Consider the following 21953-nt stretch of genomic DNA (forward strand, 5'->3'; position numbering starts at 1 on the left):
GCTTCTCCCGGGCGCAGTTCCGCGCTAAATTTGCGCTGTGAAAAAGCCAAAGATGACAGCCGGCGATCTGGCTGCGGCGCGGGCGGAATATGGCCGCCTCGGCGCTGAGATCGCGCACCATGACGAGCTCTATTACCGCGAAGATGCGCCGGTCGTCTCGGACGCGGAATATGATGATTTACGCCGCCGCTACGAGGCGCTCGAAAAGGCGCATCCCGAATTCGCCACTGAGAAATCGCTCAGCAAGCGTGTCGGCGCCGCGCCCTCGGAGAAGTTTGCCAAGGTCCGGCACAAGGTCCCGATGCTCTCGCTCGGCAACGTCTTCGCCGATGCGGAGGTGGAGGATTTCGTTGCCCGCGTGCGCCGTTTCCTCGGTCTCTCGGCCGATGCGCCCGTGGCGATGACGGCGGAGCCGAAGATCGACGGACTCTCCTGTTCATTGCGCTATGAGCATGGAGAGCTTGTGCAGGCGGCGACCCGCGGCGACGGCTACGAGGGTGAAGACGTCACCGCGAACGTAAAGACCATCGGGGAAATCCCGCATGTGCTGAAACACGCGCCGCCGGCGGTTCTCGAAGTTCGGGGTGAAGTCTACATGACTCGCGCGGATTTCGCCGCGCTCAATGTGCGGCAGGCGGAGGCAGGCAAGCCGTTGTTCGCCAATCCGCGCAACTCCGCCGCGGGCTCTTTGCGCCAGCTTGATCCGGCGATCACCGCGTCGCGGCCGTTGCATTTTTTCGCTTATGCCTGGGGCGAGGTGAGTCAGATGCCGGCCGCGACGCAGATGGGCATGCTCGAAAAGTTCAAGAGCTATGGTCTGCCGGTCAACAAGCTCACCGCGCTCTGCCATTCGGCGGAGGAATTGCTGCGGCGCTATCATGACATCGAAAGCCGCCGCGCTGCGCTCGACTACGATATCGATGGCGTCGTCTACAAGGTCGATGATCTCGCCCTCCAGCAGAGGCTTGGTTTCGTTTCGCGCGCCCCGCGCTGGGCGGTGGCGCACAAGTTCCCGGCCCATCAGGCAACGACGGTGCTGCGGGACATCGAGATCCAGGTTGGCCGCACCGGTGCGCTGACGCCGGTGGCGCGGCTTGAACCCGTTACCGTCGGCGGCGTCGTCGTCTCCAATGCGACGCTGCATAACGAAGACGAGATCGCCCGCAAGGACATCCGCATCGGCGATACGGTGCGGCTGCAACGCGCGGGCGATGTCATTCCGCAAATCCTCGGCGTCGTGCTGGAACAACGGCCCAAGAATGCCGAGCCCTACAAATTTCCGCATGTCTGTCCGGTCTGCGGCTCGGCTGCGATCCGTGAGAAGAAAGATGATGGCAGCGCCGATGTTGTGCGCCGCTGCACGGGCGGCCTTATCTGCAAGGCGCAGGCGCAGGAGCGGCTGAGGCACTTCGTCTCGCGTCTCGCCTTCGACATCGAAGGGCTCGGGGAGAAGCAGATCGCGCAATTCTATGCCGATGGCCTGATCACCAAGCCGGACGATATTTTCACGCTCGCCGCGCGCGACGCTCACGCCAAAACAAGGCTTGTCGAGCGCGAAGGCTATGGCGAGACGTCGGTGCGCAACCTGTTCGCCGCGATCGAGGCGCGGCGCGAGATCCCGCTCAATCGCTTCATTTTCGCTTTGGGTATCCGCCATGTCGGCGAGACCAATGCGCGCCGGCTGGCGCGCCACTTCGGCACATTCGAGGCTTTGCGCACGACCGCGCGGGTGGCGGACGAGGGCTCGGAAGCGCGCGCCGAGATCGACAATATCGAAGGGCTCGGCGGGGTCGTGGCGGAAGCGGTCGCGGATTTCTTCGCCGAAAAGCACAATGAGGATGAACTCGACGCGCTGCTGAAATATGTCACCGTCGTGCCGATGGAGGCGGTCGCTTCGTCAAGCCCTGTGGCGGGCAAGACAGTGGTCTTCACCGGCGCGCTCGAACGTATGACGCGCGATGAAGCGAAGGCGCAGGCCGAACGGCTGGGCGCCAAGGTCGCTTCGTCCGTCTCGAAAAACACCGATCTCATCGTCGCCGGCCCCGGCGCGGGCACGAAGCTCGCGAAAGCCAAGGAGCTGGGCATCGAGACGATCGATGAGGAGGATTGGCTGAAGCTCGCGGCCGAGGCACGGGAGTGAAGCTAGGCCACCTTCGGGACGAGCAGGGCAAAGCCCGCGAACTTGCCGGCTTGCTTTCTTTGCGCGGGCGTCGAGGCCAGCCAGCGCAGGAACATCATGATCCGAAACGGCAGCGGCAGATGCAGCGGCCGGTGCACCTTTGTCGCTTCCTCGAGATAATAATGCATGTCGCTGCATTGCCAGCCGCGACTGTCGAAGAAGGCGAACCAATCGTCCGGCGCGAATTTGAACGCGGCGTTGCGCAAATGCCGCCGCGAAAACCGGCGCCGGAAGCGCAAAGCCTGCGATGACATGTAGTCGGCGATCCAGAAGCGGACGTTGGATTGACGGTGCAGATCGTCCGCCAGCGCGCCGACAGCCTCGTTGCTGAGATAGGGCAGCACGCCTTCGGTCAGCACGAGAATATTCTTGCTGCGCGCATTCATCCCGGCCAGAAAGCTGCGCCGCGCAACAGGATCGGCGAGATCGAGCTTGACGCGCTCGAGGCGGCAGCGCGGCGTCTCGCTCGCGAGCTGCTTTTCCTTGTAGGCGATCATGGCGGGATAATCGACTTCGACCCAGGTCACCTTCTGGTCGAGGGCATCGAGCCGATAGGGACGGGTGTCGAGCCCGGCGCCGAGATTCAGAATGAGATCGACGCCTTGGCCAATCGCATAGCGCAGAAAATCGTCGATGATGATGGTGCGGAGCGAGACGATCCAACCGGTCATTACGCCGCCGGGGATGGCGCGAGCTATTGCATCGCCATGCGTGCCCGAGAGGCGTTCGGCGAGCGGGTCGTGAAACAGCGCATCCGGCCGCGCGCTTTCGCGGGCGCGGTAATGCGCGACCCAGAAGGCCGTATCGGAGACGTTTTCAACGGCGGCCATGTTTTACCTTATGGCGTGCCTTGTGACGCGTCTTGGCGTTCGCGCCGCCGAGCGGCTGTGTTGCCTGTGCAAGCCATTGCCGGTCGCCGCGGTCGAGATAGGGCGAGAGGCGCTTGCGCACCTCGGCATGATAGGCGTCGAGCCAGGCGATTTCCTCCGGATCGAGCAGTTTGGGTTCGACAAGGGTTAGGTCGATCGGCGCGAAGGTGATCGTCTCGAAACCAAGTGTCTCGCGTTCGGCGCCCTTGATCTTGCGAGGCGTGACGACGATGAGATTTTCGATGCGGATGCCGAAATGGTCGGCTTTGTAATAGCCCGGTTCGTTGGAGAGGATCATGCCCGGCTCAAGCGCGACGCCGCCGATTTTCGAGATGCGCTGCGGCCCCTCATGTACCGAGAGATAGGAGCCAACGCCGTGGCCCGTGCCGTGATCGAAATCGACCCCGGCCTGCCAGAGCGCGAGACGCGCCAGCGCGTCAATCTGGCCGCCTGAGGTCCCCTTCGGGAACAAGGCGCGGGCGATGGCGATATGCCCCTTCAGCACGCGCGTGAAGCGATCGCGCATTTCCTGCGTCGGCGCGCCGACCGCCAGCGTCCGTGTGATGTCAGTCGTGCCGTCCTCATATTGGCCGCCGGAATCGACGAGATAGATGCCGCGCGAAATCTTGCGATTGGAGGCCTCGGTCACGCGGTAATGCGGAATCGCCGAATGCGGCCCGGCGGCGGAGATCGTCGGGAAGGAGAGATCCTTGAGCTTGCCCGTCTCGCGGCGGAAGGTTTCGAGCGCACGCGCTGCGTCGATCTCGGTGAGCTTGCCCTTCGGCGCCTCGGTGTCGAACCAGTGCAGGAAGCGTACGATCGCGGCGCCGTCGCGCAGGTGCGCCGCGCGGGAACCTTCCAACTCCGCCTCGTTCTTGCGCGCCTTCATCAGCGCGGTCGGGTCTTGTCCGATCTCCGGGGTGCCGCCCGCCTCTTTGAGCAGGCGCGTCAATTTCACCGGCACGGTCGCGGTATCGAAGAGCACGCGCCTATGCTTCTGCCCGAGACGCTTAAGGTCATCTTCGAGGCCCGCAGGCTCTTCGACCTTGGCATAATCTTCGAGATAGGCGCGCGTCGCCGCGTTGAGCTTGGCAGCCTCGATATAAAGCCGCGGTTTGCCCTCGCGCGGGATCAAGGCGAAGGCCAGCGGCAGCGGCGTGTGCGAGACATCGGCGCCGCGGATATTGAACGCCCAGGCGACGGCATGCGGATCGCTGACGACGAGAGCATCAGCCTTGCCGAGCGCCTTGATGATCCGCGCCAGCTTCTTTTTCGCCGACTCGCCCGCGAGCCGCGGTGGATGCCGTTTGACTGCGCCTTGCGGCGGCGGCGGCCTGTCCGTCCAGATAGCATCGATCGGATTGAGGTCGACAGCGACGAGCGTTGCCTCCGCGTTGGCCGCTGCCTTTTCGTAGCGCTCGATCTGCCCTGGCGTATGCAGCCAGGGGTCATAGCCAAGTTTGGCGCCGGCTGGCAGATTGGCTTCCAGCCATTTTTCCGGGCTTGTCGTCGCCAGCGGCACCGGCTCGACGACGGCGAGATCGACCTGATCGCGCGCCTGGATCGTATAGCGCGCATCGACGAAGAGCACGGCGCGGTCCTTCAGCACGATGGCAAGGCCGGCCGAGCCGGTGAACCCGGTCAGCCAAGCGAGCCGTTCATCCGACGGCGGCACATATTCGTTCTGGTGGCGGTCGGCGCGCGGCACGATGAAGCCATCAAGACCCTGCCGCGCGAGTTCTTCGCGCAAAGCCTTGAAGCGTGCCGCCGATTGCGCGCGATCAGCCTGATCAGTGAAGGATTGGTAGAGGCTTTCGAACATGCGCCGTCAGCCTAAAGCATCGCGCCGCAAAGTGCGAAGCGGTTTTCGGCAAACCGCCGCGCGACAGCCTTTCAGCTCGCCTGCTTTTGCGCGACCTCTTCAAGGTCATGCGCCGGGCAGGCCGTGCACGCCCACCGCGGGCCGAGATCCTGCACTTGTGCCTCAAGGCACTCGACGTCGAGGCGGATCGCGGCGCCGCCAGAAAAGATGAGAGTGACTTTCCCCGCCGGACTGTCCGTCTCCGCGAAAGTGACGCTGAGCAGCATCAGCTTTTGCTCGGGATCGTCCTGCGAAAAGCCGCTGCGGGTTACTTTGAGGACGCGCTCGAAATGGAAGCCGGTTTCGCAGCGTTCCTTCTTGCCCTCTGCCTCGGCGATCCAATCGAAGCGCGCGCCGACAGCCGCGAAGCGTTTGGAGCGCGGCAAATAGGTCATGTCACCGACCTTAACGAGCGAATCCTGCAAATGCGCGGATAGGACCGCGAGGTCTTCAGTATCGAGCGCAATCAGGCGCAGCGGGGCCGTCATGGCGCAATCTCCTTCACAAAGCCGTTATCAGGGCATGTGTGGGGCGTGGTCGCAAAGATCAAGGCTTTGGAATTGCGCAGGATCAACTCGCGCCGGAGATCCGCTCGACCACCGCGCCGCAGCCGCTGAGCTTTTGCTCCAGCCGCTCGAAGCCACGGTCGAGATGATAGACGCGGTTCACCATCGTCTCGCCACGTGCCGCAAGCGCCGCGATGACGAGGGAGACGGACGCACGCAGATCGGTCGCCATCACCGGCGCGCCCTGCAATTCCGCAACGCCTTTGACATGGGCGATGTCGCCGTCGAGCTTGATCTGCGCCCCGAACCGCGCCAGCTCCTGCACGTGCATGAAGCGGTTCTCGAAAATCGTCTCGGTGATCCGCGATTTGCCCTTGGCCTTGGTCATCAACGCCATGAACTGGGCTTGCAGATCGGTCGGGAAGCCGGGGTAGGGCGCCGTCGAAATATCGACCGGCGAAATACCGGCGCCGTTGCGGCGCACGCGGATGCCCTGGTTGGTGACGGTGATCGTCGCGCCCGCCTGGCTGATCGCATCAAGCGCGCTTTCGAGATGGTCCGGCACCGCGCGCTCCAGCACCACGTCGCCGCCCGCCATGGCAACGGCCATCGCGTAAGTTCCAGCCTCGATCCGGTCCGGCACGACGGAATGCGACGCGCCGTGTAGCGAGCCCACGCCCTCGATTTCGAGGGTCGGCTGGCCGATGCCCTTGATCCTGGCGCCCATCTTGACGAGGCAGTCGGCGACATCGGCCACCTCGGGCTCGCAGGCCGCATTGGTGATGAGCGTATGACCCTTGGCGAGCGCGGCCGCCATCAGGGCCGTATGCGTGCCGCCGACCGTGACCTTGGGGAAATGGATCTCGCCGCCAATAAGGCCGTTCTTCGCCGTGGCGCGGACGTAGCCCGATTCGATCTCGACGTTCGCGCCGAGCTTTTCCAGCACCATGATGAGCAGATCGACCGGCCGCGTGCCGATGGCACAGCCGCCGGGCAGGGAGACGCGGGCTTCGCCCATGCGCGCGACGAGCGGGGCGATGACCCAGAAGCTCGCCCGCATCTTGGCGACAAGGTCATAAGGCGCGCTCGTATCGACGATATTGCGCGCGGAGAGATGCAGCGTGCGGCTGGCATGCGGCTCTTCGCCGGGGCGGCGCCCATCGACGCTGTAATCGACGCCGTGGTGGCTGAGAATCTGTAGCAGCATGCCGACATCGGCGACGCGCGGGATGTTCTCGAGCGTCAGCGTGTCTGGTGTCAGCAGGGACGCGATCATGAGCGGCAGCGCCGCATTCTTGGCGCCGGAAATGGCGATCGACCCCTCGAGCGCATGTCCGCCGACGATCCGGATGCGATCCATCAGCCCCCCTCGTTTGAATGTGCCGGCGGCGGCTTAGGTCCCGAACTGGCCTTCGCCTCGGCGGCGCGCTCCCGGCTCTGTGTTTTCCGGCGGCGCAAATTTTCCCGTAGTGCCTCCGCAAGCCGCACCCGCTCTGCGGCTTTTTCAGGGCGCGGCGCCTTCTGCCCGTTTTCCGCGTCACTCATCAAAGGGTTTTCCCAGTGCCTGTTGCGCGGAGGTCTCGCAAAATCGTAAATCCGAAAAGATTTCAAAAGGATTGCGTTCGCGGGACTAGTTGCGCGCCGACGCGATTCCATCGTCCAAAGGGCGATTGGCGACGCTAGTGCGTCCACGCCCGCAGCGCCATATCGGCATGCCCCTCGGCCGGAATTCGCGGCGCGCTGTTGCGCCGGCACAACGCCAAAGTGCAGCTTAGCCGCGCAAAGCCAACGTGCAGCTTACGGTTCACGTGGAAATTGAACGTGGCGCGTCTGTGTTTTGAAACTGCTCGCGAAGTTCATCGATCTGTCGCGTGTATGTCACCGCGCCTGCACCTGGACCCGGCACACTCACCCTGCGGCAAAGCCGCATTTCTGGGGAGAATGATAATGACCACTTTGAACAAAGCCGAGCACCATCAAGCCGCTGCCGAACATCACGAGAAGGCCGCCCAGCACCATCGCGAGGCCGCCAAGCACCACGACGAGGGCGAGCATCATCTCTCCGGACACCATGCCCATGTCGCGCATGGCCACGGTCTGCAGGCCGATCATCATGCTGGTGAAGCCGCCAAGCATCATACCGAAGCCCATTCGCACGCCTGAAATTAAGGTGCCATGGAGCCGTCATCGAACCAGCCGGCTCCATGGCCCCCGCACTGTCTGTTGACGGTTGCCGTACCACGCTGATTTGCGGCCTGGCCTTATGATAAGAAGGGGCGTGAACCAGCCCCTGCTTTCGACCCAAAATCTCACGCCTGCACCGGGACGGCCTTTGCTTGGGGTCATGCGCTCGGCTCTTGACCGTCCGTGGCGCGAGCGGCTCGATGCCGGCGGGATGGCGCGGGCGCTGGCGATGACGCAGGTCCACGGCCATCCGGAGCTGTTGGCGCGAGTTCTCGCCGGGCGCGGCGTCCCGATGGACGAGGCGGCGCTCTATCTCGATCCGACGCTGCGCCGCCTGCTGCCAGACCCTTCGCGCCTCGCCGATATGGACGCTGCAGCCGCGCGTCTCGCCGCCGCTGTCCGGGCCGGGGAGAAGATCGCCATTTTCGGCGATTACGATGTCGATGGCGCGGCCTCGGCGGCACTGCTCGGCGATTTCCTCAAGGCCGCCGGGACGCCGTATCAGATCCATATTCCTGACCGGATTTTCGAGGGCTACGGGCCCAACGTCCAGGCCATCGCCATGCTGGCGGACGCTGGCGCCAAGCTGCTCGTCTGCGTCGATTGCGGCACGACAAGCCATGCGCCGCTCGAAGAGGCGCGCCGGCGCGGCCTCGATGTGATCGTGCTCGATCATCATCAGGCGCCGGAGCAGCTTCCGCCCGCCATCGTCGTCAATCCCAACCGGCAGGACGATCTTTCCGGCCTCGGCCAATTGTGCGCGGCGGGCGTCGTGTTCCTCACGCTCATCGCGGTCAACCGCCTTCTGCGCGCGCAAAACTTCTGGGACGATGCGCGGCCCGAGCCGGATCTTTTGCTGGGGCTCGATCTCGTCGCGCTCGCCACCGTCGCCGATGTCGCGCCGCTGACCGGGCTCAACCGCGCTCTGGTCGTCAAGGGCCTCGCGCTGATGCGCGCACGTGGCCGCCCCGGCCTCGCCGCGCTCTTCGATGTCGCCGGGGCGGGCGGCCCGCCGACCGCGCAGCATCTCGGCTTCCTGATCGGCCCGCGCATCAATGCCGGGGGGCGAATCGGCGATGCGGCGCTCGGCGCCAAACTGCTGGGCCATCGCGATCCGCTGGCGGCGCGGCAGATCGCGGAGGAATTGAACCGGCTCAATCGCGAGCGCCAGACGGTGGAGATCGCGACGCTCGAAATCGCCACGGCAGAGGCTTTGGCGGCGGCCGATCGCGCCGGCGAGGGTGCAGCCGTTCTCGTTGCCGGCGAGGGCTGGCATTCGGGCGTCGTCGGTCTCGTTGCCGCGCGCCTGAAGGAGAAGTTTCGCCGCCCGGCCTTCGCCATTACGTTCGAGGGCGATATCGGCACCGGCTCGGGGCGATCCATTGCCGGTGTCGATATCGGCAAGGTCGTGCGTCAGGCGGTGGAGGCCGGACTGCTCGTCAAAGGCGGCGGTCACGCAATGGCGGCCGGCGTGACGCTTCGCCGCGAACGGCTCGCCGAATTCGCGGCGTTTCTCGAATCGGCGATCGCGGAAAACGTCGCCGCAGCGCGGGCCGCCGAGGCCCTGCTGGTCGATGCGATGCTCACCGCCGCCGGGGCCAATCTTGCGCTCCATGCGATATTGGAAAAGGCGGGGCCTTTCGGCTCCGGCAATCCGGAGCCCGTTTTCGTCTTTCCCGCGCACCGGCTTGTTGACGTGATGCCGGTCGGGCAGGGGCATTTGCGCTGGCGCGCCCAATCGGCCGATGGCGCGAGCCTGGAGGGCATTCTCTTCCGGGCCGCAGAGGAGCCGCTGGGCCGGGCCTTGGTATCGGCGCGGGGGCAGGCGGTGCATCTCGCGGGCAGCCTCGTCCTCGACCGCTGGAACGGGCGCGAGCGTATCCAACTGCGGCTTCTCGACCTCGCGCTGGCTGAAACGGGGACTGGGACGGCATAAAGCCGGGAAGGCGGGCCGACCCGGCTTGCCAGCGCGGACTCTGCTCTCTATACCTCGCCCGTCCCGAAGCGACCCGCGTGCGCCCATCGTCTAGCGGTCCAGGACGTCGCCCTTTCACGGCGAAAACAGGGGTTCGATTCCCCTTGGGCGCGCCAATGATTTCATTTCAATAGATTAGCTGCCTTCGCTTGGCCTCAAGGATGGAAGCATGGGCGCTTTGGTCACGACCGCCTTGGTCTTCGCCTGCGTTTGCGTTGCCGGTCTCATAAAAATATCAAGCGAACCGCTGCGCCACGCCCTCACGGCGCTATGAGACTCTCCGGGGTTGCCATTGCTGGATTAGGTGCGTGTCACCGGCGGCGGACTCCACTTCCCCGTCAACGCGTCTGGTGTTGGCGCGTAAAGGCGCATGGTTAGATTGAATGGCCCTTTTGGCGCCGGAAGCCAATTAGGTTCCTTGTCCGAGCCAGGATTGTCATTCTGAAAATACAGATCGAGCGATCCGTCGGCGTTGCGCTTAAACGGCATCCAACTGCTGACCGCAAACCGATTGAGCGCATTCGCGACCTGAAAACCGTCGTTGTCATAAAGCGTGATCGACCAGAAGGCGTTTACAGGCGGCGTGGCGCCTTTGTCGAAATGAATCGTATACTTGTTGCTGCCATCGAGGGGCTTGCCCGTCTGGTCGCTTAGGTTGAGCGGATAAATCGCATCTTCCGGCAGGTTGGCGCCAAGGCCGAGCTGGGCAACGATAGCGCGCTTCAAGTAGTAATTGCCGTAAACTCCCATCGTGTCGGTATTCATCGACCACCCGTTCACTACCTGCGCGAGAGACGCAACTTTCCACGCCATCAGCTGCTGCGCATCATGCGGCGCGTTCGCCAAGGCGTCGCGAATGGTGGGACTTAGTCTTTGAACGTCATAGCTCTTGCCGGGCTCGATGCCGATCTTCTTCAGTTGCGCGATCATCGGCTGATCGGTGACATGCGGCGGGATGACTTTGAGAAGCTCGGCTGCGTAGGCGAAGAATTTGTCGCCGGACATGGAGTCGACTTGAACCTTCGGCGGCGTCTTCAAGTCCACAGATGGGTCAATTGTCGCCTCGGGCAGCACCGGCGGTTTGCCCCATCGCGAGAGCGGCGTAATCTGGTATCCCGCCTGGATTTTGTGAACGGCAGCATAATCCGCCGGGCCGTCGGTTTTGGTGCGGCCGATGATCCAAACGATTGGTGTTGGCGCGTCGATTCGTGTCACACCTGAGGGCACAGCTCCATTCCACCCCGGGGTAGCGATGAGAAAGTTTGCGGCCTGAGTGCCGGTGGTGCGCCAGCCGGGCGAGGCAAACACATCGGACCACATGTCGAGCATCGGCAAGAGATAATAGCGGCCGCCAGTGTCGGGCGCCGAGACGATCATCGGCTCTTTAGTCAGGTCGAGCCACGCAAGCGAATAAAGCGTGTCGAAGTTGGGCCGCACCACAGTCTTGAGGTCAGCGGGGGGATACGCCGGCACATTGACGAACATGTTCATCGGGCCCTTGCCGATTTCCTTTCCGGGCTCGATGTTGGTCGATTGCTTGCGCGTCACGTCCATCGAAAGGAGCGGATAGAAATATAGATACGCATTGGCTGCGATGGCGCGCGCTTCTTCCGCAGTGGGCGCAATTCCCGAGTTTGTCGCGGCCGAGCCGCTTTGCGCAATTGCAGGCAAGCTCCGGTCTAACGCCGTCAACGCAAGCAAGCCGGAAGATGCAATTATAGAGCGGCGAGTGGTAAGCATCACGTGTTCCTCCGCAAAGACATCGGCCCGTTGATGCGCAACCAAGATGATCGCACCAAATTTGAAAAGTATCATGACGACCAGCAATCGGCGGTGATCCTAGGCTCACGCGATGAGCGTCGCCAAGCAATATATCCGCGGGCTAAATGTGCACCGCAGCAGCCCCTTGGCCTGTCGCTGAAGTATCGCGGCCGAGACTGGTGCGCTGGACAATAGCCACGCAAGACCGATGGCAGCCGTTACGCTCAAGGCCGACTGTTGTTGCTGACATTCTTCGGAACGAGGTCAATGACGAGAAGACGAAGAGGTATGTCGCCGGTGTTCTCGCCGAAATGCTCCGCGCCGATCATCTCGGCGACGAAATCACCCTTCTTGTAATCGAATTTCCGATGCGTTTTGATCTCGGTTACGCGAAGCTGGCCATCCAGGACATAAGCGTATCTTGGATAGAGATGGCGGTGAACCGGCAATCTGGCGCCCGGTGCGATAACGTATGTCGAGACTATCAGGCGGGCGCGCCCTCGAGGCAGAATGATTGGTTGGCCACTGGCCGTCGTGACGGTTGTGAGGAGGGGTGTCACGACGACGGCCGGGGGCTTATCGGCCGCCCTCAGATGAGAGGGTGACGACAGCACGACGAGGAGCGCGCCCGTCATGTGCGTTGCTCGCCTTAAGACAATTTTCATGGCGGATCACCTTTGGATCACCCGGAGAGACGAAGAGGCCGGCCTGCGGGCCAATTAATCGGGGTCTATTTTTTTCAGCGAGACAATAGTTTGCTACAAGTAATTAGGCGACATGGCGATGGTCGCTTTCAGGGACATCATACGGCAAGCCTTCGGCGAACATTGCCGGACGATTGCGAACCGCGGAGCCTTTCATGATGCGCCGACACCTCATTGTGCCTAGCGTTGTTCTCGCATCTGTCTTCGCATCCGCATCTTGTCTGGGCCAGACGGCGGCCTATGCGCCAATCGAATGTGCGAAGGCGTCAGCGCCGGCCGAGAAGACGATCTGCGGAAATTACGCTCTGGGGCAGGATGAATCACGCCTCGCGACGCTTTACGGTCTTCTGACCTCGCTCGTCGCGATGGGACAACGCGGCGACGTCATGGATGCGCAGCAGCATTGGATTGCCAGCCGAAATGCCTGTGGAACTGATGTCCAATGCCTGGCCCAATCATACAAAGCGCGCATCGGGGACCTCACAAAGCAGTTCGACGCGCTGGCCAAGCGAGGTCCATTCTAGGCTGGCAGACATCGCGAACCCGCGCACGAGGATCTTGCGATGATTTTCCGACAGTTCTTCAATAGCATTTGGCGAGCGCTCGGCAATGGCAGTCCAGGCCGCGCGGGATGCGGGCATCGAATCCGCCTCCCACATCGAGGGTGGTTTCGACGCCTGGAAGAAGGCCAACAGGCCGTTGCAATAGAAACTGCGATGTCGACGAAGGTATCGCCGCGCGTCTTTCGTAGAAGGGCGTGCCGCCGTCATCCGATTAAAGCGATGTAAATTAGCCCCCAACTGAAAGGACATCCCATGACCGCCAAGGTTCTCTTCACCGGCAAGACCCACAATACCAATGGCAAAAATGCCGCGGCGCATAGCAGCGACGGCTTTCTGGATCTCAAGCTGCCGGCGCCCCACCCGGAGGCTGAGAACCTCTTCGGCGCGGCCTGGTCCGCTTGCTATATGGGCGCGCTCGAACTGGCAGCCACGCAAAAGAAGGTCAAGCTCCCGCCCGAAGTGGCGATCGACGCCGAGATCAACCTGAACCATGATGCCAGCAGCGGCTTCTTTCTGACCGCGCGCCTCGATGTCAGCCTGCCGGGCCTCGACCGCCGGGTCGCGGAGGAACTGATCCACGCGGCGCACGGAATCTGCCCGTATTCCAAGGCCACGCACGGCAACATCGCCGTCGAGACCAACCTGGTGTGAGAGACGCCGGGGCTCTGGCGCGGCTGCGTCGGGGCTCAATGGGTAGGCCGTCTGTACGGCCCGGGCCGAATTGGTCTAGTCTCATGGTGGCGAGACATCTCCCGCCCGCTTAAAGCGGCGGACGGTCCACTGCGTACCCTGCTTCTCATCTCCGGAGAACGGCTATGCGAATCCCACGATTATTGGCGCTGGCAATTCTTTGTGCGCTTGGCGGCGCGGCATCGGCGGAAACGATCGATGTCTTCGACAACCACGGCGGCAGCGTCGTTGCTTATGACGCGCACTGGGCGGCACTGGCGGCGCAGGGCGTCAATGTGCGGATAGTCGGCCCGTGCCAATCGGCCTGCACCGTGCTCCTCGGCCATATCCCGCGCGAGCGGATCTGCGTCACACCGCGCGCCTCCTTCGGCTTTCATCAGGCGCATCTGCCGAGCGCGACGGCGATCCTCTGGAATGCTTACCCGCCCGATATCCGCGCCTGGATCACCCGGCACGGCGGTCTGACGCCGCAATTCATCTGGATGCACGCCCCGGACATTTTCGCCCATTTCCATCGGTGCTGACCGACGGCTGTGTTCCGCCCGTCTTTTCCTGCCGTAATTCGCCTTCGCCGCGTCCGCATGCCGCCGTTTCCTAAACGCGCGGGGTTTGTTACCAAGCATATGATTTCAGTGTTTTGCGTCGGCTTCGGCCCGCCGAGGCGACTTTTTGGGGAATGTCCTTGCGCCCGCTTTTGAAGCCCGTCGAATTTGATGAACCTGTCTCAATTCCGAAAGAACCTGTGAGAGATTGGGCCTGGGGCGTGGTCACCGGGCATCGGCTAAGGCTCCTGACAAGTCTTTTCCTCATCGTTTTCTGTTCCTCGGTTTGGTACATCCTCTATCCAGTAGGCGAACTGCCGGCGACCTCGGCCCAGAAGGCCTGGGCCTGGGCGAGCCTGATCTGGCTAAGCGGGATGATCCCCGGCACGGTGGGTCTGCTGGGCGCCTTCGCCTATCGCCATCCGACCTCATTGGATGATGCGCAGCCGATCAGGCAGCAAATCTGCTGGCGCATCATCACCTCGGGGAAAAACATCGAGATCGTCCTGCGGACGATCCGCCGTTGCCAGGCGGAGATGAAGCGCACGCCGCTCGCGCCTTATGTCATCGAAGTCGTCATCGACACATGCCCCAATGTCGCGCTTCTGCCGCAGCGCGATCCCGATGTGCGCGTCATTACCGTTCCGGACGATTATCGCACGCCGAGCGGCTCGCGCTTCAAGGCGCGCGCACTGCATTACGCTCTGCTGAACTCGCCGATCTCCGACCAAACCTGGATCGTGCATCTCGACGAGGAGACCCAGCCGACTTCCTCGGGCATCAAGGGCATCTGCAAATTCATCGGCGAGGCGGAATCGACGGGCCGGCTGAAAATCGGGCAGGGGAGTCTGCTTTATCATCGCGAATGGGAACGCCATCCATTCCTTACCCTCGCCGATATCGGACGCACGGGTGATGATTTCGCGCGCTTTCACTTCCAGAACCGGCTGGGCATCACGCTGTTCGGCCTGCATGGCTCCTATATCGTCGTGCGCAACGACATCGAAAAGGCGACCGGCGGTTTCGATTTCGGCCCGCGCGGGGATATTACCGAGGATGCCTTCTGGGCGATGAAGGCGATGCAACTCGGCGTCCGCTGCGCCTGGGTCGAGGGCTATCTGGAAGAGCAGTCCTGCATGTCCTTTTCGGACTTTCTGCGTCAGCGGCGCCGATGGTTCCAGGGGCTGGTGCAGGTGGCGCTCCATGCGCCGGTCGCAATCCGCTGGCGCTTATGCCTGGCGCTCAACACCGTGCTTTGGGGCCTCGCGCCTTTCGCCATGTTCTATACGCTTGGCAATCTCGCGCATCACGTCTCGATCAGCCCCGTGGTGCGGGTTCTCGCGAGTTATTCCTTCGCCACCTTCGCAACGCTTTACATTACCGGCCTCGCCGCCAACATGGACGAGCACGGCATCACAAGCTGGTCGCGGCGCGTCTTCCTGACGGCAAAGGTGCTTCTCCTGTTGCCAGTCTTCGCAGCCATGGAAGGGCTGGGGGTTCTCTGGGCACTGCTCAATCCGGCGCGGGGATTTGAGGTGGTCAAGAAATGATCCCGGGCATCTGCCGTGACTCATATTTGTTTCTCGGCTAGGATGCTCGCCCGGTAGTCGAATGGGAATTTGACAGCGATCGAATTCCTAGGCCGTCCTTGGGCGGCTGCGCGCAAGCGACCATAACCGTGCCCCAGTGGCGAAGAGATGGATATGGGAGACGAGTTCACAACGCCGCGCGAGATCGCTGAACTCAACATCGAGCATTTCAGCCGTCTTCTACAGACACCGCTCGACGACCAGACTCGGCAAACCGTGGAAAGACTTCTCGCGGAAGAAAAAGCCAGGCTGGCGGGCCTCCCCGACCCGAAACATCCGGCGGCTGAAGGTCCGAGTATCCCCGCAGATAAGTCCTGAGCGTCTCCAGCCCGCCTGCCGGTTTGGCGTTGGAAATCCTCAAAAATTGACTTCGATCAACGCCCGGTTGCGGCGATCCCGCCAAATTTACCTTCATTGAGTGGCGTCGAAGGCCGGCGCACAAAAGCGTTTCGCCTCACGCCAAGAACAATAGGTGGATTGCAGCCTGCCGTTTGGGCAGGCATCTGCGCCACGCAGGGGAAGTTTCGATCCAATGGATTGGCAACCTATCGATAAAGCGCCTTTCGATCAGGACCTCGAGGTCGGCGTGATCGAGGCCGGGGAGGCTTATGCCCTGGCTTTCCCGTGCCGCCGCGCCGGGAGCGGATGGGCGAATGTGCTGACGCACGAATCCGTTCCCGTGCATCCGAGTCATTGGCGATATTGGCAAGGCGCAAAATGGCCGCCAAACGGCAAGACGGCCGAGGCGCAGACTTACAGGGATGTCTGATCCGGCTGGCAGCCTTTTGCGAGTGGAGCGCCGTCGTCGAAGGGCGCGAGATAATCGATAACCATCTGCCGGAAGCGGGTCAGGCCCTTGTAGGTTTCGAGTTCCGGCGGCAGGTCGCGCAGCACGCGATGCAGGCGCTTGCGCCATTTCTCAACCCGTGCGAGTTCGTCTACGCTCGCGAGGTAGCAACGAATCCCGAACAGGATCGCATTGGAGCGCGGCAGACGGAACAGCGTCTGCAATTCGACGCGCAAATGCACCTTCTGCGCGACATTCTCGGGGGTGACGGTGAGACGATCCGGCCCCCAGACGGGATAGTTCTCGGGGCTCGTGTCGAGCCGTGGATTGATCGTCATCGTCCAGTTCAGCCGGCGGACCGGCTGCGCCTGCTGCAGACGCAGAAGGAACTTGAGCGCCCTGTCGAAGACGCCGATCTGATGCGCCAGCGGCACCGGACCGTGCCACTCGTGGAAGCTCATGCCGACATCGAATTCGAGCGACCAGTCAGCCTGCGTCGTCACCATGCCGCCATCTACGAAGAGGTTATCGTTGCGCTGGTCCTGGAGCGTGAAATCGCCTTGCGCCTGGCGGGTGATATATTCAAACGGCGGGTAGGGAAGCGTCGCGGCGTCGCCGAACGTGAACTTGTCCTCGATGCCGAGCAGCCGGTTTTGCCATGTCCAGGTGGAACCGTTCTTGGAGAGCGAAAAATGCTCCGGGTAATCCCGCGCGAAGCTCTCCATGATGAGTTCGAGCGTGTCCCATTGCGCCGTCATCATATGCGGCAGCACTTTGCAGCGGCCGGGATCGAGCGCCAGCACGCGCGCCCGCTCGCGGCATTCCGCGACATAATGTTCGTCGACGTCGAACGCATGCAGATAGACCGGCGAGGGGCCGACGGGAACATGCGGCTCGATATTGACCGAATACATGTAGGCGTCTTCGCCGAAGGGAAACGGGAAGCGCAGAATGGCCGCGTCGCTGTTGCGATAGGTGAAGTCGTCGTGGAACGTTTCGGTGGGTTTGAAGACTATCGTCATTGATTCCTCGTGCATCGGGTTTGGCGGCCTGCCGATGAGGCCGGGTCAGAGATCGAGGACGATGCGATCTCCCTTCGCGCGCGAGACGCAGATGATCATGGAGCGGTTTTCCGCATGCTCGGCGGCATTGAGATAATGGTCGCGGTGTTCCGGCTCGCCTTCGATAACGTCCGTCTGGCATTGGCCGCAGGCGCCCCCACGGCAAAGGCAGGGCGGCTCAAGACCCGCGGCCTCGATTGCTTCGAGCAGGGTCTGATCTTCGGGCACATGGATTTCAAGGCCACTGCGCTCGAGGATCGCGACAAAGGGCGCGCCGCCCGCATGGGCGCCGCCAAAGGACTCGGAATGGAGCTTTGAGCCCGGCCAGCCGTGCGAGCGCGCGGCCGCCAGCACCATATTCATGAGCCCTTCCGGACCGCAGACGTAAAGATGCGTGCCCAGCGGCTGCTTCCGCAGCATATCGATGAGATCGAACTGCGCGAGCTCGGGGTGAAGATGGATTTTCCCGGCATCGTATCCACGCAGCGCCCGTTCGAACGTCTCGGTTTCTTCAACCCGGCAGAAATGGTGCAGTTCGAAAGGCGCGGGCGTCGTTTTCAAATAGGCGAGATAGCCGAGAAATGGCGTGATTCCGATGCCGCCGCTGATCAGCAGATGTTTGCGCGCGACGTGCGAAATCGGAAACAGATTGCCGGGGAAGTCGGCCTCGACGATCGCTCCGGCATCGACGTGATCGTGGAGAAAGGCCGAGCCGCCGCGCGAATGCGCCACGCGGCGCACGATGATCTCGTAGGCGCTGTTGTCCGGTGCCGTCGCGGCGATGGAATAGGCGTTGCGGAATTTCTTCTGGCCCTCTTTCAGCAGCAGGCGCAGATGCGCGCCGGCGCCGATTGAGGGCAGCGGCGCACGGTCGGCCGATTCGAGGACGAAGCGCTTCAGGAGCGGCGCAATCATCTCCGCTTCGCGCACGCGCAACGTCAGCGTGGCTGTACCGCTCATGGATAGGCCTCTTCAATCGGGGGAAGCGCGCCGGGAAGCTCGGCATCGACCTGGACGCCCATGAAAGCGGCGAGACGCTGCGAGAAGTGATCGCGGACCTGCAATTGCGCCCCGCAGCCGCTGCACACCGCGATATTGGTGCTCACATTTTCGGTGAAGGTCCGGCAATGGACGCAATAGACGCGCCGGCGCTCCGATCCTTGCTGCGTCAGATGGTATTCGTCGCGGTCCATGCCTTTGCCGCGCGCCAACCCGGCAACATCCCAGATGAAGGACTCCCTGCCGATCGCATAAAGGTGCAGTCCGACAAATTCACGCTCCAGCCGATAGGCGAGATGGTCGAGAAGATGCGGCGCGGCGCGGTAATGATAGGTCGGGATGCCGTGATTCACCCGCTGCAGGCCAAGCGAGCGGCTGTCGGGGACGATGGCCCAGAATTCGATCGGCGCGTCCGGCCATGCGGGGGGCGACAAGTTCGGCAGCGCCTCCAGATGTTCGGCGATGATCAAGTGGGCGCGCGCGACCGGCACGAGTTCGAAAGGCTTGTATGTTGGTCGGCTGGGGATAGTCGGACTCGGCATTTCGACATTCTCCGCCGCGTCCTCGCGGCACAACCCCTTGCGTGAGCAAGTGTTTTCGTTTGGTAGCGGAAGTTAAGTCTGGCCGGCAGCGCAAGTCCATGATGCCAACTGGCATCATTGACAGTTTTCCTCCTGAGAAAATTAATGTTCATCGCAAAACCAATTAATGCCGCAAAGCGGGACTCTGGACGAAGCGCCTTTGAGCCAGGCGTGCCGGTGCCGCCTGCGGCCGAAGGAGCGCGCGATGACCAGCCTTGCAAACGAATTGGATGCCATTCCCGAAAAGGGCAAACTGCATAGATCGATTTCCTGGGTCGGCGCGTTCTGGGTTGCGAGCGGCGTGCCGGCGCTCGTGCTGTTCTCTATCGGCGGCATCGCCGGCACGGCGGGCAATCTCGCCTTTCTCATCTGGGCGGCATCGATCGCGCTGGGCTTCGTTCAATCGTTCACCTACGCGGAAATCGCCGGCCTCTTTCCCAACAAATCGGGCGGCGCCTCGATCTACGGCGCGGCGGCGTGGGTGCGTTACGTCAAGTTTGTCGCACCGCTCTCCGTATGGTGTAACTGGATCGCCTGGAGCCCCGTGCTCTCGCTCGGCTGTTCCATTGCAGCGGCCTACGTCCTGAACGCGCTGGCGCCGGTTCCTTCGGCACAGAGCCCGGAGGTCGCACAATGGATCGCGGCGCATGCGGCCACCTTGCACGGCAGCGCCGCCGACCAGACGGCTGCGGCTGTCGCGGCGCTGACGCCGGGCATCCGCAATTGGACCGCTTTCTCGCACACGATCGGTCCGGTCAGTTTCTCGTTGAACGCCGCTTTCTTCGTCGGCGTTGTGCTGATGCTGGTCGTCTTCGCGATTCAGCATCGCGGCATTCTCGGCACGGCGAACGTGCAGAAATGGATCGGCCTGGCGGTCATCATTCCGATGGCGATCGTCGGCGTCGTGCCGCTGTTCAACGGCGCGGTGCATTGGAACAATTTCTCGCCGCTCACGCCGCTCGCCGCGGCCTCCGCGCCGCAACTCGGAAGCTGGAATATCACCGGCTGGACGCTGGTACTCGGCAGCATGTTTATCGCCGCCTGGTCGACCTATGCGTTCGAGACGGCGATCTGCTACACGAGCGAATTCCGCGATCCCGCTAAAGACACGTTCAAGGCGATCTTTTATTCCGGACTGCTTTGCATCGCGCTCTTCGTGCTGGTGCCGTTCACCTTCCAGGGCGCGCTGGGCCTGACGGGCATGCTCGATCCGTCCGTCGTGGACGGCTCCGGCGTGGCGCAGGCCATGGCGCATATGGTCGGCGGCGGCAAGATCATCGAGAGCCTGCTCGTCATGCTGATGATCCTTGCCCTGATTCTGTCGATCATGACGGCGATGGCCGGCTCGTCGCGCACGCTTTACCAAGGCTCGGTCGATGGCTGGCTGCCGCGCTATCTGAACCACGTCAATTCGCATGGCGCTCCCACCCGCGCGATGTGGACCGATCTGACGTTCAACCTCGTCCTGTTGTCGATTGCCTGCGCCGACGCGACGAGCTTCTTCTTCGTGCTCGCGGTGTCGAACTGCGGCTACATCATCTTCAACTTCCTCAACCTGAACTCCGGCTGGCTGCACCGGATCGATTCCGGCCATGTGCCGCGTCCCTACAAGGCGCCGGCGTGGATCATCGGCATCGGCGCGGCGCTGTCCTTCGTCAATGTCATCTTCATGGGCGCGGGCGCCAAAGTCTGGAACCCGGCGGCACTGTGGGCGGGCCTGATCGCGGCGGCGCTCATCATCCCCGTCTTCGCCTTCCGGCATTACGTTCAGGACGGCGGCAAGTTCCCGCACGAGATGCTTGAGGATCTGCAAGTCGGCGGCACCGCCGCGCTGACGCAGAAGAAGGCGGGGATTCTTCCCTATGTCACGCTGGCTGCCGGTGTGGTGACGCTGCTCGTCGCCAACTGGTTCTTCAAGCTCTGACAAACAAGAAAAGACAACGGAGTCCCGCATGAACACGCATGTCTATTCCCGGCAGTCGGTCCTCAACGATCGGCACCGCGCGCTCGGAACGCAGTTCGAATCCTCCTGGAACGATATGCCGATTCCGCAGCGCTACGCGACGGACCCGTATTTCGAGACGGAGGCCGTCCGCTGTCGTGCCGGGCTCTTCGACGTGACATCCCTGCGTCTGATCAATGTCACCGGCAAGGACGCGCTTGCCGCGCTGGAGGAGCTGCTGACTTCGAACATTTCGAAGCTCGGGCCGGGCAAATCCGCCATCAGCAATATTGTCGATGAGAATGGGTCGCTTATCGACGACGTTCTTGTCTACGCCATTGCGCCAGACACCTACCGGCTGTCACATGGCGGCGGCACGCTCGAAGATGTTCTGCCGCTCGTGGCGAAAGGGCGCGACGTGCAATTCCGCAAAGACAACGACACGCATATCCTGTCGCTGCAAGGGCCGAAGGCGCTCGACATTCTGGCGCCGCACACGCCGTTCGATCTCGCCAGTCTCCGCTATTTCGAACATGCGCCGACGATTCTGTTCGGCCGCCCGGTGACGCTGGCGCGCGGCGGCTATTCAGGCGAGCGCGGCTACGAAGTCTTCTGCACCGCCGCCGATGCGGGCTTCATCTGGGATTCCATCGTCGAGGCGGGGAAACCCTTCGGCGCGATCCCGGTTTCCTGGGCCTGCCTCGATATCGTGCGGGTCGAGTCGGCGTTGCTTTTTTTCCCCTTCGATATGCCGGAGGGCGACACGACGCCGTGGGAGGCGGGTGTGCCCTGGACTGTGCATCTCGACAAGCCATCTTTCCGCGGCAAGGACGCGCTCATCCGCCGGCGCGGGCAGGAGCGTGTCGCGCAGGTCGGCATCGAGGTCGATCATGGCGATGCCATCGAGCCGGGCGCGAAGCTGTTCAAGGATGGCGTTGAAGTCGGCGTCGTCAACAGCACGACCTACAGCCAGCATCTGATGCGCTCGCTCGCGCTCGTACATGTCAAACCCGCTTACGCGCCCTTCGGCGCGGAGCTTGACGTTCACAGCGAGGCGGGCGTGTTCAAAGCGCGTGTCGTCAAAGTGCCGTTCTACGATCCGCTGCGACTACGGACTCATCCGCTGGAAGAACGCTCCCCGCGCTGACAATATTCTTTCG

20 protein-coding genes, 1 tRNA gene and 1 pseudogene are annotated in these 21953 nt (G+C 62.6%); 12 read left to right on the forward strand and 10 right to left on the reverse strand.

The window, feature by feature from the left end:
- The first annotated feature begins 52 nt into the window (after positions 1 to 52).
- Entirely contained in the window at positions 53 to 2140 is a 2088-nt protein-coding gene (ligA, locus tag CWB41_RS11160; RefSeq protein ID WP_115836652.1) for an NAD-dependent DNA ligase LigA, read from the forward strand.
- 2 nt (positions 2141 to 2142) lie between these two features.
- Here ligA and CWB41_RS11165 read toward each other — a convergent pair whose 3' ends face one another.
- The 5 genes from CWB41_RS11165 to CWB41_RS16200 all read right to left on the reverse strand — a co-directional run bounded on the left by CWB41_RS11165 (position 2143) and on the right by CWB41_RS16200 (position 7566).
- The gene (locus CWB41_RS11165; protein ID WP_115836651.1) at positions 2143 to 3009 is read right to left on the reverse strand and encodes a class I SAM-dependent methyltransferase; all 867 of its coding nucleotides are present in this window, start codon (positions 3007 to 3009) and stop codon (positions 2143 to 2145) included.
- On the reverse strand, positions 2996 to 4870 hold the full coding sequence (locus tag CWB41_RS11170; protein ID WP_115836650.1) for an aminopeptidase P family protein: 1875 nt from the start codon (positions 4868 to 4870) through the stop codon (positions 2996 to 2998). Before CWB41_RS11170 ends, CWB41_RS11165 begins: the two co-directional genes overlap by 14 nt.
- A 71-nt stretch (positions 4871 to 4941) precedes the next feature.
- Positions 4942 to 5397 (reverse strand): DUF2948 family protein, encoded by a 456-nt coding sequence (locus CWB41_RS11175; protein WP_115836649.1) that lies wholly within the window; start codon positions 5395 to 5397, stop codon positions 4942 to 4944.
- An 82-nt stretch (positions 5398 to 5479) separates the two neighbouring features.
- Complete coding sequence (gene murA, locus CWB41_RS11180) at positions 5480 to 6775, reverse strand: UDP-N-acetylglucosamine 1-carboxyvinyltransferase (RefSeq protein WP_115836648.1); 1296 nt, start codon at positions 6773 to 6775, stop codon at positions 5480 to 5482.
- A 548-nt stretch (positions 6776 to 7323) separates the two neighbouring features.
- Positions 7324 to 7566, reverse strand: a complete 243-nt coding sequence (locus CWB41_RS16200) for a hypothetical protein (protein ID WP_165204282.1) — start codon at positions 7564 to 7566, stop codon at positions 7324 to 7326.
- Between the two features lie 193 nt (positions 7567 to 7759).
- Between CWB41_RS16200 and recJ the strand changes: the two genes are divergently transcribed.
- The gene (recJ, locus tag CWB41_RS11195) at positions 7760 to 9535 is read left to right on the forward strand and encodes a single-stranded-DNA-specific exonuclease RecJ (protein ID WP_245411310.1); all 1776 of its coding nucleotides are present in this window, start codon (positions 7760 to 7762) and stop codon (positions 9533 to 9535) included.
- 79 nt (positions 9536 to 9614) lie between these two features.
- A tRNA-Glu gene (locus tag CWB41_RS11200) sits at positions 9615 to 9690 on the forward strand.
- A 184-nt stretch (positions 9691 to 9874) separates the two neighbouring features.
- On the opposite strand, the gene CWB41_RS11205 is transcribed toward CWB41_RS11200, so the two are convergent.
- On the reverse strand, positions 9875 to 11314 hold the full coding sequence (locus CWB41_RS11205) for a DUF1254 domain-containing protein (protein WP_115837089.1): 1440 nt from the start codon (positions 11312 to 11314) through the stop codon (positions 9875 to 9877).
- Positions 11315 to 11559: 245 nt separating this feature from the next.
- Entirely contained in the window at positions 11560 to 11970 is a 411-nt protein-coding gene (locus CWB41_RS11210) for a cupin domain-containing protein (RefSeq protein ID WP_245411279.1), read from the reverse strand.
- A 227-nt stretch (positions 11971 to 12197) separates the two neighbouring features.
- On the opposite strand from CWB41_RS11210, the gene CWB41_RS16515 reads away from it, so the two are divergent.
- The 7 genes and pseudogenes from CWB41_RS16515 to CWB41_RS11245 all read left to right on the forward strand — a co-directional run bounded on the left by CWB41_RS16515 (position 12198) and on the right by CWB41_RS11245 (position 16192).
- Positions 12198 to 12563 (forward strand): lysozyme inhibitor LprI family protein, encoded by a 366-nt coding sequence (locus tag CWB41_RS16515; protein ID WP_342633723.1) that lies wholly within the window; start codon positions 12198 to 12200, stop codon positions 12561 to 12563.
- A 64-nt stretch (positions 12564 to 12627) separates the two neighbouring features.
- Positions 12628 to 12747 (forward strand): annotated as a pseudogene (locus CWB41_RS16385) (rhodanese-like domain-containing protein); the annotation flags it as partial.
- A 107-nt stretch (positions 12748 to 12854) separates the two neighbouring features.
- On the forward strand, positions 12855 to 13253 hold the full coding sequence (locus CWB41_RS11225) for an Ohr family peroxiredoxin (protein WP_115836643.1): 399 nt from the start codon (positions 12855 to 12857) through the stop codon (positions 13251 to 13253).
- 164 nt (positions 13254 to 13417) lie between these two features.
- Positions 13418 to 13816 (forward strand): hypothetical protein, encoded by a 399-nt coding sequence (locus CWB41_RS11230; RefSeq protein ID WP_115836642.1) that lies wholly within the window; start codon positions 13418 to 13420, stop codon positions 13814 to 13816.
- Between the two features lie 218 nt (positions 13817 to 14034).
- Entirely contained in the window at positions 14035 to 15384 is a 1350-nt protein-coding gene (locus CWB41_RS11235; protein WP_165204285.1) for a glycosyltransferase family 2 protein, read from the forward strand.
- Between the two features lie 153 nt (positions 15385 to 15537).
- Positions 15538 to 15741, forward strand: a complete 204-nt coding sequence (locus CWB41_RS11240; RefSeq protein WP_115836640.1) for a hypothetical protein — start codon at positions 15538 to 15540, stop codon at positions 15739 to 15741.
- A 214-nt stretch (positions 15742 to 15955) separates the two neighbouring features.
- Entirely contained in the window at positions 15956 to 16192 is a 237-nt protein-coding gene (locus CWB41_RS11245) for a hypothetical protein (RefSeq protein ID WP_115836639.1), read from the forward strand.
- Here CWB41_RS11245 and CWB41_RS11250 read toward each other — a convergent pair.
- From CWB41_RS11250 to CWB41_RS11260, 3 genes are read right to left on the reverse strand one after another with little or no spacing between them, the layout of a single operon-like run.
- Positions 16177 to 17232, reverse strand: a complete 1056-nt coding sequence (locus CWB41_RS11250) for a heme-dependent oxidative N-demethylase family protein (protein WP_115837088.1) — start codon at positions 17230 to 17232, stop codon at positions 16177 to 16179. The genes CWB41_RS11245 and CWB41_RS11250 overlap by 16 nt on opposite strands.
- 45 nt (positions 17233 to 17277) lie before the next feature.
- Positions 17278 to 18231: a PDR/VanB family oxidoreductase gene (locus tag CWB41_RS11255; RefSeq protein ID WP_115836638.1), complete on the reverse strand. Its 954-nt coding sequence runs from the start codon at positions 18229 to 18231 to the stop codon at positions 17278 to 17280.
- Entirely contained in the window at positions 18228 to 18812 is a 585-nt protein-coding gene (locus CWB41_RS11260; RefSeq protein ID WP_129396469.1) for a dimethylamine monooxygenase subunit DmmA family protein, read from the reverse strand. Before CWB41_RS11260 ends, CWB41_RS11255 begins: the two co-directional genes overlap by 4 nt.
- Before the next feature lie 244 nt (positions 18813 to 19056).
- On the opposite strand from CWB41_RS11260, the gene CWB41_RS11265 reads away from it, so the two are divergent.
- Both CWB41_RS11265 and CWB41_RS11270 read left to right on the forward strand, forming a co-directional pair.
- Positions 19057 to 20775 carry a trimethylamine N-oxide permease gene (locus CWB41_RS11265; protein WP_115837087.1) on the forward strand — a complete coding sequence of 573 codons (1719 nt, stop codon included), beginning with the start codon at positions 19057 to 19059 and terminating at the stop codon, positions 20773 to 20775.
- Positions 20776 to 20803: 28 nt separating this feature from the next.
- A complete protein-coding gene (locus CWB41_RS11270) occupies positions 20804 to 21940 on the forward strand; it encodes an aminomethyl transferase family protein (RefSeq protein WP_115836636.1) in 1137 nt (378 codons plus the stop codon).
- The last annotated feature ends 13 nt before the right edge of the window (positions 21941 to 21953 follow it).

The sequence above is a fragment of the Methylovirgula ligni genome (assembly GCF_004135935.1).
Lineage (GTDB): Bacteria > Pseudomonadota > Alphaproteobacteria > Rhizobiales > Beijerinckiaceae > Methylovirgula > Methylovirgula ligni.

Excerpts from the sequence above, each read along its gene's own strand:
- ligA (WP_115836652.1), top strand. The coding sequence starts at position 53 with ATGACAGCCGGCGATCTGGCTGCGGCGCGGGCGGAATATGGCCGCCTC.
- CWB41_RS11165 (WP_115836651.1), bottom strand. The coding sequence starts at position 3,009 with ATGGCCGCCGTTGAAAACGTCTCCGATACGGCCTTCTGGGTCGCGCAT.
- CWB41_RS11170 (WP_115836650.1), bottom strand. The coding sequence starts at position 4,870 with ATGTTCGAAAGCCTCTACCAATCCTTCACTGATCAGGCTGATCGCGCG.
- CWB41_RS11175 (WP_115836649.1), bottom strand. The coding sequence starts at position 5,397 with ATGACGGCCCCGCTGCGCCTGATTGCGCTCGATACTGAAGACCTCGCG.
- murA (WP_115836648.1), bottom strand. The coding sequence starts at position 6,775 with ATGGATCGCATCCGGATCGTCGGCGGACATGCGCTCGAGGGGTCGATC.
- CWB41_RS16200 (WP_165204282.1), bottom strand. The coding sequence starts at position 7,566 with ATGGGCTTCGGTATGATGCTTGGCGGCTTCACCAGCATGATGATCGGC.
- recJ (WP_245411310.1), top strand. The coding sequence starts at position 7,760 with ATGCGCTCGGCTCTTGACCGTCCGTGGCGCGAGCGGCTCGATGCCGGC.
- CWB41_RS11205 (WP_115837089.1), bottom strand. The coding sequence starts at position 11,314 with ATGCTTACCACTCGCCGCTCTATAATTGCATCTTCCGGCTTGCTTGCG.
- CWB41_RS11210 (WP_245411279.1), bottom strand. The coding sequence starts at position 11,970 with ATGACGGGCGCGCTCCTCGTCGTGCTGTCGTCACCCTCTCATCTGAGG.
- CWB41_RS16515 (WP_342633723.1), top strand. The coding sequence starts at position 12,198 with ATGCGCCGACACCTCATTGTGCCTAGCGTTGTTCTCGCATCTGTCTTC.
- CWB41_RS11225 (WP_115836643.1), top strand. The coding sequence starts at position 12,855 with ATGACCGCCAAGGTTCTCTTCACCGGCAAGACCCACAATACCAATGGC.
- CWB41_RS11230 (WP_115836642.1), top strand. The coding sequence starts at position 13,418 with ATGCGAATCCCACGATTATTGGCGCTGGCAATTCTTTGTGCGCTTGGC.
- CWB41_RS11240 (WP_115836640.1), top strand. The coding sequence starts at position 15,538 with ATGGGAGACGAGTTCACAACGCCGCGCGAGATCGCTGAACTCAACATC.
- CWB41_RS11245 (WP_115836639.1), top strand. The coding sequence starts at position 15,956 with ATGGATTGGCAACCTATCGATAAAGCGCCTTTCGATCAGGACCTCGAG.
- CWB41_RS11250 (WP_115837088.1), bottom strand. The coding sequence starts at position 17,232 with ATGACGATAGTCTTCAAACCCACCGAAACGTTCCACGACGACTTCACC.
- CWB41_RS11255 (WP_115836638.1), bottom strand. The coding sequence starts at position 18,231 with ATGAGCGGTACAGCCACGCTGACGTTGCGCGTGCGCGAAGCGGAGATG.
- CWB41_RS11260 (WP_129396469.1), bottom strand. The coding sequence starts at position 18,812 with ATGCCGAGTCCGACTATCCCCAGCCGACCAACATACAAGCCTTTCGAA.
- CWB41_RS11265 (WP_115837087.1), top strand. The coding sequence starts at position 19,057 with ATGACCAGCCTTGCAAACGAATTGGATGCCATTCCCGAAAAGGGCAAA.
- CWB41_RS11270 (WP_115836636.1), top strand. The coding sequence starts at position 20,804 with ATGAACACGCATGTCTATTCCCGGCAGTCGGTCCTCAACGATCGGCAC.